This window comes from Pseudomonas sp. NFACC56-3 (genome assembly GCF_900100025.1).
GTDB lineage: Bacteria > Pseudomonadota > Gammaproteobacteria > Pseudomonadales > Pseudomonadaceae > Aquipseudomonas > Aquipseudomonas fluorescens_AA.
In genome coordinates this window covers 279,380-289,376 of sequence record NZ_FMTK01000003.1, presented here as the reverse complement: position 1 = coordinate 289,376, position 9,997 = coordinate 279,380, and the positions used below count along the sequence as shown (strand labels likewise).

Sequence of the window (9,997 nt, the reverse complement as noted above, 5' to 3'; positions counted from 1 at the left end):
GCGCGGATGCTATCACGAGCGTAGGTGCCTGATAGAGCCGGACATTTCCTAAAAGTTCGCCCGATTATGCCCTTGCGCTTTGCAGAATCTGCGGGTTGGCATGGAAGAACACATGCTCGCGGATCGGTCCTACCGCGACTTCACCGATTTCCTCGTATCCCTGGCGTTTATAGAACTCAAGGTAGCGCGGGTTGCCGGTGTCCAGCACCACCCCTTGGGAGTGCTCGTCCACCGCACACCAGTTATGGACCGCCTCGAGCAACTGCTCGCCGAAATGCTTGCCCTGGAACTGTGGGTGCACCCCCAGCAGCGGCAATACATGGACCGCATCCGACGGCAGGCAGGCCAGCACCGCCGCGTGGTACTCCAGATAGCGCCGGGTGCAGCGAAAACCGGTGCTCAAGACCATGCGCAGGCGCCAGGCCCAGCTTTCGGTGATGCCCAGGCGTCGCTGCGGCGGGGCGATTAGGGCGATGCCAATCAGACGGTCGTTGACCAGCAGGCCGATGGCCGGCAGGTCCTGGAGAAAATGCTGCTTGACCAGCTCACGCACCGTGGCCCGTACCCGCTGTTCATAACCGGGACGCTCGGATTCGAACAGGTAGCTGAAGGTAGGCTCATGGCGATAGGCCTGGTACAGCAACGAACGGGCTTCACGGGAATAACCACTGTCGAGCATATGGACGTCAGCGATGGCGGTGGCGGTTTCAGGCATGGTGTTGGATCTCCTGGGGCGAGGCTCGATGAGGCCCTGCTCTTATGAGTACGAACCCGATGGGGTCGTGATCGTTCCTACATGCAAAGGACATTAGCAGCGCATTTGTCCTACTGCCACGCTGGCTCCCTTCCCACATGTCAGCTAGCATCGCAGTTTTGCCAGGACAGCCGACCATGAAGATCGTCTCCTTCAACATCAACGGGCTGCGCGCCCGCCCCCATCAGCTGGCGGCGCTGATCGAGAAGCACCAGCCGGATGTGATCGGGCTGCAGGAAACCAAGGTTCACGACGAACAATTCCCCCTGGCCGAGGTGCAGGCCCTGGGTTACCACGTGCATTACCACGGGCAAAAAGGCCACTACGGCGTCGCCCTGCTCTCCCGCCAGGCGCCGCTGAGCCTGTACAAAGGCTTCGAAAGTGACGACGAGGACGCCCAGCGTCGCTTCATCTGGGGCACCTTCGCCGATGCCAACGGCGTACCGGTGACCATCATGAACGGTTACTTCCCCCAGGGTGAAAGCCGTGACCATCCGACCAAATTCCCGGCCAAGGAGCGTTTCTACAACGATTTGCAGCAACTGCTGGAAAGCCGCTTCAGCAACGACCAGCCGGTGGTGGTGATGGGCGACGTGAACATCTCCCCGGAAGACTGCGACATCGGCATCGGCCCGGACAACATGAAGCGCTGGCTGAAAACCGGCAAATGCAGCTTCCTGCCGGAAGAGCGCGAATGGATGGCCCGCCTGAAGAACTGGGGCCTGGTGGACAGCTTCCGCCACCTGAACCCGGACGTCACCGACCGTTTCAGCTGGTTCGACTACCGCAGCCGCGGTTTCGAGGACGAGCCCAAGCGTGGCCTGCGCATCGACCTGATCCTCACCTCCCACGGCCTGCTGCCGCGGGTCAAGGACGCTGGCGTGGACTATGAGCTGCGGGGCATGGAAAAACCGTCGGACCATGCGCCGATCTGGTTGCAGTTGAGCTGATCGCGTCACACCACCCCTCTGTGGGAGCGAGCTTGCTCGCGATAGCGATTCCAGCTGTCACATGTGATCTTGAATGTGCCGCCGCCATCGCGAGCAAGCTCGCTCCCACATTGGGTTTCGGTGCTGCGTCGCACCCCTGTCACCTTTCAGTCACCTGACTGACTTAATCTTCCGGCACTTCCTCGGGTTCAGAAGGTGCCGGCATGCGGCTGTGTGTTGTGGTTTTCATGGGCCTCTGGCTGCCGTTCGTGGCATGGGCCGGCCATTTGCCCATTCCCGAACAAGGCCCCGCCTTGCGCCTCCAGGGCTCCAATACCATCGGCGCGGCGCTGGGGCCGGCCCTGGTCAGAGGCTTAATGGAGGATCAGGGCCTGCTCAGGGTCAGCAGCGAAATCACCGGCCGCGACAACGAGCAGCGTATCGTTGGCCAGACCGCCGATGGCCGGCGGGTGGAAATCGACATCGCGGCCCACGGCTCCAGCACCGGTTTCGCCGCCCTCAAGCAGGCCAGCGCCGACCTGGCGGCCTCTTCCCGGCCAATCAAGGACAATGAACTGAAAGAATTGTCATCCCTGGGCGACCTGAAAAGTCCTGCCGCCGAGCAGGTCATCGCCATTGACGGCCTGGCGATCATCCTTCATTCCTCCAACCCGCTGCGCCAACTCGATACCGTGCAACTGGCGCGGATATTCAGCGGCGAGGCAAAAACCTGGGAGGCCGTCGGCGGAACGGGCGGGCCGATTCATTTGTATGCCCGGGATGAACAGTCCGGCACCTACGACACTTTCAAGGAACTGGTCCTCAGCCGACAGGGGAAACGGCTGGATCCTGCCGCGCGGCGCTTCGAGTCCAGCGAACAGTTGTCCGACGCGGTCAGCCAGGACCCGCAAGGCATCGGTTTCATCGGTTTGCCCTACGTGCGCCAGGCCAAGGCACTGGCCATTGTCGACGGCGCTTCCCAACCCATGCTGCCGCTCAACCACCTGATCGCCACCGAGGACTACCCACTCTCCCGGCGCCTGTTCTTCTATTTGCCCCCCTGGGGCACCAACCCGTGGGCCGAAGCATTGGTGGCGTTTACCCAAAGCGACAAAGGCCAGGCCATCGTCGCGGCCAACGGGTTTATCGCCCAGACCGTCCAGGCCATGGCCGTCACGCCGAATGCACTGATGCCCGAGGGCTACCAGGCCCTGAGCCGCCACGCCCAGCGCTTGACCGTGAATTTCCGCTTCGAAGAAGGCAGCGCCAGCCTGGACAACAAGGCCCACCAGGACCTGAGCCGCGTGCTCGACTATATAAAGCAGCACGGCAAAGCCGACCGACGCGTGACCCTGGTGGGTTTTGGCGACGCCAAGGATGACCCGGCGCGGGCCGACCTGCTGTCCAAACTGCGAGCCATGGCGGTGCGCCGTGAACTGGTCAAATACGGCGTGGCGTTGCGGGAAGTACGCGGGTTCGGCGCCTTGATGCCGGTGGCGGCCAATAGCGAGGATGAAGGCAGGGTTCGGAATCGGCGGGTGGAGGTCTGGGTGTACTGAACCCGCCAAGCGGCGCAACACACTGTGGCGAGGGAGCTTGCTCCCGCTCGACTGCGCAGCAGTCGTAAAACCGGCTGGCGCGATGTTGCTGGAAAACCGCGTCAACCGGTTTTGGGGCGGCTTCGCCACCCAGCGGGAGCAAGCTCCCTCGCCACAAAAGCCTGGCCTTCGACCTGGAAGGCTCGAGGCGCCATATTGCCCTGGGCATCCAGCAGTTGATCGAATTGAGTGGGCAGCTGGCAAACCGCGCGCTGGACAACGTCGACGCGCGTCCGTCGACATAGCGCATTTCCCTGTGGGAGCGAGCTTGCTCGCGAAGGCGGTTTGTCAGCCAACACTTGATCGTCAGACAGATCGCTTTCGCGAGCAAGCTCGCTCCCACAAGGTTTCGAGGCGTTCGACGTTACGGCATAGTGGGTTACCGCCCCGCCAATTCCATGATCATCCTCGACAGCAGATAAATCCTCGGCACCACGCTCTCGACTTCCGCGTATTCCTCCGGCGTATGAATGTTGCCGCCGACGATGCCAAAGCCATCCAGCGTCGGCGTGCCGACACCGGCCGAGAGGCTGGCATCCGCCGCGCCGCCGCTGCCTTCCTCGGTGAGTTTGCGCCCCAGTTCGCCATAGATGCCTTGGGCCATGGCCATCAACCGGTCCGACTCCGCCGTCTGGGGCATCGGTGGCAGGCCGCGCTTGAGGCTGGTGGTGACTTCGGTGTCGGCGATCAACTTGTCCTGCGAGACCCGGGCCAGGTCTTTTTCGATGCGGTCGAATTCTTCCGGCACCGCCGCCCGCACATCAGCCTTGGCGCTCGCCTGGTCGGGAATCACGTTGGTCCGGTCGCCGGCCTCGATCACCGTGAAGTTGATGGTGGTTTTCTTTTCCGCGTCGCCGAGCTTGCCCAGTTGCAGGATCTGGTGCGCGGCTTCCATCGCCGCATTGCGCCCCAGTTCCGGCGCGACGCCGGCGTGGGACGCCTTGCCCTTGACCTCCACCAGCGCCGTGGCACTGCCCTTGCGCCACACCACCAGGCCGTCGGCCGGGCGACCCGGTTCGAGGTTGAGGGTCACGTCATGGGCCTTGGCGGTTTTCTTGATCAGGTCGGTGGCGGCGTCCGAGCCGGTTTCTTCGCTGGCGTCGAGCAGGAAGGTAATCTGCCCGTAGTTCTTGAAGTCCAGGTTCTTGAGCACCTTCAAGGCATAGATCCCCGCGACGATACCACCCTTGTCGTCCATCACTCCCGGCCCGTAGGCGCGGCCATCCTTGATATGGAACGGGCGTTCGGCGGCCGAGCCCTCTTTGAACACCGTGTCCATGTGGGCCATCAGCAGGATTTTCGCTTTACCGGTGCCCTTGAGGGTCGCCAGGATGTGCTGGGTACCGTCCGAGTTCGGCACCTTCTCGATGGTCGCGCCCAATTTTTTCAGTTCGTCGATGGCAATGTCGCCGACCTGGGTCAGCCCCGGCACATACCCGGAGCCGGAGTCGATATTCACCAGCCGTTCCAGCAACTTCAGGGCCTCGCCCTTGTACTGCTGCGCATCGGTCAGGATTTGTTGATGGGGTTGGGCAAAGGCCATGGGGGTAAAGGCGCCAAGGGCCAGGCTCAGGCCGAGGCTGACGGCCAGACGGGAGCGAACAGCGATCATCGTCATGATTTCATCCTTGTTCCGTATCGAGAGAATGCCATGGGCACCCTACCCGACAATGAACCAAGGCTCCAGGCAGCAAGAGGCCATCTCAGACAGAAACGGTCGACGCTTCCAACACCGGTCGATGGCGGTGGCAAATGACCCGGTTGCGCCCGCTGGTCTTGGCTTCGTACAGTGCCTGGTCTGCATCGTCGAGCCAGAGAGTCGCGTCGGCATAAGCCGGGTTGAAGACCGCGACGCCAATACTCAGGCTCACTTTCAGCGCCGGGTCCCGCTCGTAGCTGAGGGTCGCGAAGCGTTCACGCAAACCGTCCATGGCCTGCACCGCGTTGTGTTGGGTCAGGTCCGGCAAAATCACGCCAAACTCGTCGCCACCATAACGCCCGACAATGTCGGCGGAGCGCAGGTTCTGCCTGAGCAACTTGCCGAGCTGACGCAGCACGATATCGCCAGCCCCGTGGCCGTAGGTGTCATTGATGATCTTGAAATGGTCGATGTCGATCAATGCAATCGCGCCACGGGGCGTCCCGTCCGCTGGTTGGCGCACGCAACGCTGGAATTCCTCGTTGAGGCGATCTTTCCAGGCGCCATGGTTCAGCAACCCGGTCAGGCTGTCGGTACGACTCAGGGCCAGCAATTCACGCTTTTGCCGGCCCAGGGTGTAGGCCTGGCGAAAGCAGATCCAGCCCAGTGCCATCGGATACAGGCACAGCAGCGGCAGACACGCGTAGATCTGCGCCGGGCTGGTCATGGGCACGCTGGTCAGCGGGAAGATCACCGTGCCCACGGCGATGCCCGCCACCTGAGCGATCACCCCAACGAGCAGGAAACGCAGGCCACCGATGGCGACGTTGTTCATCGCCATCATCGCCAGCGTGACGGCCGTGGGCAGCGGGTTGAATTGCATCGCCACAACCCAGAAGCCGCCGAGAAAGGCATCGATCAGCAGATTGCGATGTTCGGCATGGTACGGCACCGCGCTGCGACGGGCCCACCAATAAGACAGGTGCGGCCAGAGCAGGCCGTTGAACAGCATGAAGCCCCAGACCCAGGGTGCCGGGTCGAGGGGATAAAGCGCGGCGCTGACCAGCAACAACCCCAGCGTCAGGCCCAGGATGCGCGATACATAGAGCCTCCTGGCCAACGTCAGTCCCTTTTTTCCCGTTTTTTGCATGGACGCCTCTGCACCGCGGGTTCCCGACTCATCGGGATGGGGTTGTCTGGAGTCTATCAGGGCGGCATCAAATAGCCACCACTGATGCAGGGGTATTTATTCACATTCAAATGCGAGACTCTGCTGGGATTTTGGCTATATATGACAAGGACATCCGTAAGCCTTGCGAAAGAAGGCCCCTGGGTAACGATGTCGCGGGTTTAAGCTTCATTTATCACCGACTGATCCGTTTGATCATTCTGTCGCAGCCCATGGAGGGCAAAACATGCTGGTGTTGTGGGTAGTTCTTGCTGTACTTATCGCCTGGAGCTGGTTGACGTACCCCGGCATCGGCCATGTGATCTACGACATGAGCATGGCCTTGGAGGCACGCCTTTACCGGTTGCGCAAAATCACCGTGCCCATCAGCGAGATGACCGTGTCGACCTGGCAGGGCGGGCCTTATGAAGCGTCCGCCAGCATCCTGATGCTGCACGGCTACAGCGGCGACAAGAACCTCTGGCTGCGTGTCGCCCGGCATTTTGTCGGTGATTACCGGGTGGTGATCCCTGACCTCCCCGGCCATGGCGAAACCGGCTTCAAGGCCGGCGGCGGCTATGACATCCCGACCCAGGCCCGGCGGATCATCGAGTTGCTCGACGCCTGCGGCCTTGACAAGGTCCATGTGATCGGCAATTCCATGGGGGGCCATCTCGCCGCGTGGCTGGCGGCCACTTCGCCTGACCGCGTGCTGACCCTGGCGCTGCTCAATCCGGCCGGCGTCACCGCCCCCCAGCCCAGCGACATGGACCGCCAACTGGCCGCCGGTCGTAACCCGTCCCTGGTACATTCGCGGGAGGAGTTCATGCCGTTCTACGCCATGACCATGGCCTCGCCGCCCTGGGTACCGGGCATGGTGATGGCGGCCGTGGCCGAGCGTTATGTACAACACCGCGAAGAACTGGCGGAGATCTACGCCGACTTTCGCGCCAGCCCGTCGATGGAGCCCCACCTGGCCGACATTCGCGCCCCTTCGCTGCTGCTCTGGGGCCGCCAGGACCGGGTGATCGATGTCAGCAGCGTGCCGGTGTGGAGCAAGGGCATCACGGACTTGCGCGTGGAAATCTGGGACGGGATCGGCCACCTGCCGATGATCGAGCAACCGGGGAAAACCGCTGCGCTGTACCGTGGTTTTCTCAAGGGGTTGGGGCAGTGATGGCGATGCGTAAAACAACATGAACCCAATGTGGGAGCGAGCTTGCTCGCGATAGCGGCGACACCTAGGCAAGCTGACCCACCGCCATCGCGAGCAAGCTCGCTCCCACAAGGATTCGTGGCCGACCGAGGGGTATCGACTCCATGAACATCCTCTACGACGAACACCTCGACGGCCCTTTGCCGAAGGTGGACAAACAGGCCCTGCTGCAAGCCCTCCAGGCACAGATTCCAGACCTGGACATCCTGCACCAGGAGCAAGACCTCAAGCCCTACGAGTGCGATGGCTTGTCGGCCTATCGCACCACGCCCCTGCTGGTGGTCTTGCCCAGGCGGGTCGAGCAGGTGCAAGCGCTGCTAAAGCTCTGCCATGAACAGAACGTCCCGGTGGTCGCCAGGGGTGCCGGGACCGGTCTGTCCGGCGGTGCCCTGCCCCTGGCCAGTGGCGTGTTGCTGGTGATGGCGCGGTTCAACCAGATCCTGCACATCGACCCTGACGCCCGTACCGCACGGCTTCAACCAGGTGTGCGCAACCTGGCGATCTCCCAGGCAGCGGCGCCGTTCGGGCTGTATTACGCGCCGGATCCTTCGTCCCAGATCGCCTGTTCCATTGGTGGCAATGTCGCGGAAAATGCCGGCGGCGTGCACTGCCTCAAGTACGGTCTGACGGTGCACAACCTGTTGAAGCTGGAAATCCTCACCGTCGAAGGCGAACGCCTGACCCTGGGCAGCGAAGCCCTGGATTCGCCGGGCCTGGACCTGCTGGCGCTGTTCACCGGCTCCGAAGGCTTGCTTGGGGTGATCACCGAAGTGACGGTCAAGCTGTTACCCCGGCCCCAAATCGCCAAGGTGCTGCTGGCCAGTTTCGATTCGGTGGACAAGGCCGGGCGGGCGGTGGCCGACATCATCGCCGCCGGCATCATTCCCGGTGGCCTGGAAATGATGGACAACCTGGCGATCCGCGCCGCCGAAGACTTCATCCACGCCGGCTATCCGGTGGACGCCGAAGCGATCCTGCTGTGCGAACTGGACGGGGTCGAAGCCGATGTCCATGACGACTGCGAACGGGTCCGCCAGGTGTTGGAGCAGGCCGGGGCCACCGAGGTGCGCCAGGCGCGGGACGAGGCCGAGCGGCTGCGGTTCTGGGCCGGACGCAAGAACGCCTTCCCGGCGGTAGGACGCCTGGCGCCGGATTATTACTGCATGGACGGCACCATCCCCCGACGCGCCCTGCCCGAGGTGCTGCAACGCATCGCCAGCCTGAGTGCCGAGTATGGCCTGCGGGTCGCCAATGTGTTTCACGCCGGCGACGGCAACATGCACCCACTGATCCTGTTCGATGCCAACCAGCCCGGCGAACTGGAGCGCGCCGAAACCCTGGGTGGGAAAATCCTCGAGCTGTGTGTCCAGGTGGGCGGCAGCATCACCGGCGAGCACGGGGTTGGCCGGGAAAAAATCAATCAGATGTGCACACAGTTCAACAGCGACGAACTGAACCTGTTCCACGCGGTAAAAGCGGCGTTCGATCCTCGAGGCCTGCTCAACCCCGGCAAGAACATCCCGACCCTGCACCGCTGCGCCGAGTTCGGTGCCATGCACATCCATGGCGGGCAGTTGCCGTTTCCCGAACTGGAGCGTTTCTGATGAGCCGCGAAGCCGACCAGGACGCCAGCGACCTGTTGCTCGAACAGGTCAATCGCGCACGGGCCAACGCCACGCCGTTGCGCATCCAGGGTTCGAACAGCAAGGCTTTCCTGGGGCGGGAAGTGGCCGGCGAAGTGCTGGACACCCGCGTGCACCGTGGCATCGTCCATTACGACCCCACCGAGCTGGTCATCACGGCGCGGGCCGGCACTCCGCTGCGAGAACTGCTCGCCGCCTTGGAGGCCGCCGGGCAACGCCTGCCCTGCGAACCGCCGGCGTTCGGCGACGACGCCACGGTCGGCGGCATGGTCGCCGCGGGGCTGTCGGGGCCGCGTCGCCCCTGGGCGGGTTCGGTGCGCGACTTCGTCCTGGGCACGCGCCTGATCAGCGGCCACGGCACGGTGCTGCGTTTCGGCGGCGAGGTGATGAAGAATGTCGCCGGCTATGACCTCTCGCGCCTGCTGGCCGGTAGTTTCGGCTGCCTGGGGGTGATCACCGAAGTGTCCTTGAAGGTCCTGCCCAAGCCCCGCCACAGCCTGAGTATCCGTCTGGAACTGGGCAGCGCCGAAGCCTTGGAGGCACTCGCCGTATGGGGTCGCCAGCCCCTGCCCATCAGCGCCGCCAGCCATGACGGCGACTGTCTGCACCTGCGCCTGGAAGGGGGCGAAGGCTCGGTCAGCGCCGCTCATCAACGTTTGGGTGGCGAGGTGATCGACGATCGATACTGGACGGCACTGAATGAACATCGGTTGGCATTTTTCGACGAAGGCTTGCCGCTGTGGCGCCTGTCATTGCCCAACCACACCGACCCCCTCACCCTGCCCGGCGTTCAACTGATCGATTGGGGTGGCGCGCAACGCTGGTTGAAAACCGAGGCCGGCACGGTGCAAGCCCTGGCCCATGAAGTGGGCGGCCATGCCACCTGCTATCACCAGGGTGCCAGCGACACACCGTTCCAGCCACTGGCCCCGGCGCTGCTACGCTATCACCGGCAACTCAAAGCCCAGCTCGACCCCCTGGGACTGTTCAACCCTGGTCGAATGTACCCGGAGCTTTAGTGCCCTGTGTCGCAAATGCGTTCCTTTTTTG

General features: G+C 63.1%; 8 protein-coding genes and 1 pseudogene. 6 read left to right on the top strand and 3 right to left on the bottom strand.

The annotated features are described in order from the left end of the window. Positions 1 to 64: 64 nt before the first annotated feature. Positions 65 to 715 carry a GNAT family N-acetyltransferase gene (locus BLO80_RS06555; protein ID WP_092199073.1) on the bottom strand — a complete coding sequence of 217 codons (651 nt, stop codon included), beginning with the start codon at positions 713 to 715 and terminating at the stop codon, positions 65 to 67. A 176-nt stretch (positions 716 to 891) separates the two neighbouring features. Here BLO80_RS06555 and xthA point away from each other — a divergent pair, with 176 nt between their 5' ends. The 3 genes and pseudogenes from xthA to BLO80_RS30560 all read left to right on the top strand — a co-directional run. After that, positions 892 to 1,704, top strand: a complete 813-nt coding sequence (xthA, locus tag BLO80_RS06545) for an exodeoxyribonuclease III (RefSeq protein WP_092255344.1) — start codon at positions 892 to 894, stop codon at positions 1,702 to 1,704. 203 nt (positions 1,705 to 1,907) lie between these two features. Beyond that, positions 1,908 to 3,242, top strand: a complete 1,335-nt coding sequence (locus BLO80_RS06540) for a substrate-binding domain-containing protein (protein WP_092327399.1) — start codon at positions 1,908 to 1,910, stop codon at positions 3,240 to 3,242. Between the two features lie 161 nt (positions 3,243 to 3,403). Next, a pseudogene (locus BLO80_RS30560) lies at positions 3,404 to 3,526 on the top strand (DUF6124 family protein); the annotation flags it as partial. Between the two features lie 134 nt (positions 3,527 to 3,660). Here BLO80_RS30560 and BLO80_RS06535 read toward each other — a convergent pair. Together BLO80_RS06535 and BLO80_RS06530 are read right to left on the bottom strand one after the other, a co-directional pair. Beyond that, positions 3,661 to 4,899, bottom strand: a complete 1,239-nt coding sequence (locus BLO80_RS06535; protein ID WP_092327397.1) for a M20/M25/M40 family metallo-hydrolase — start codon at positions 4,897 to 4,899, stop codon at positions 3,661 to 3,663. Between the two features lie 85 nt (positions 4,900 to 4,984). Beyond that, the gene (locus BLO80_RS06530; protein WP_092327396.1) at positions 4,985 to 6,070 is read right to left on the bottom strand and encodes a diguanylate cyclase; all 1,086 of its coding nucleotides are present in this window, start codon (positions 6,068 to 6,070) and stop codon (positions 4,985 to 4,987) included. A 265-nt stretch (positions 6,071 to 6,335) separates the two neighbouring features. Here BLO80_RS06530 and BLO80_RS06525 point away from each other — a divergent pair, with 265 nt between their 5' ends. From BLO80_RS06525 to glcE, 3 genes are all read left to right on the top strand, one after another. Further along, positions 6,336 to 7,265 (top strand): alpha/beta fold hydrolase, encoded by a 930-nt coding sequence (locus BLO80_RS06525; protein WP_092327394.1) that lies wholly within the window; start codon positions 6,336 to 6,338, stop codon positions 7,263 to 7,265. Positions 7,266 to 7,408: 143 nt separating this feature from the next. Beyond that, a complete protein-coding gene (gene glcD, locus BLO80_RS06520; protein ID WP_092327392.1) occupies positions 7,409 to 8,908 on the top strand; it encodes a glycolate oxidase subunit GlcD in 1,500 nt (499 codons plus the stop codon). Then, positions 8,908 to 9,966, top strand: coding sequence for a glycolate oxidase subunit GlcE (gene glcE / locus BLO80_RS06515; protein ID WP_092327390.1), 1,059 nt, complete (start codon positions 8,908 to 8,910; stop codon positions 9,964 to 9,966). Before glcD ends, glcE begins: the two co-directional genes overlap by 1 nt. Positions 9,967 to 9,997: the final 31 nt, after the last annotated feature.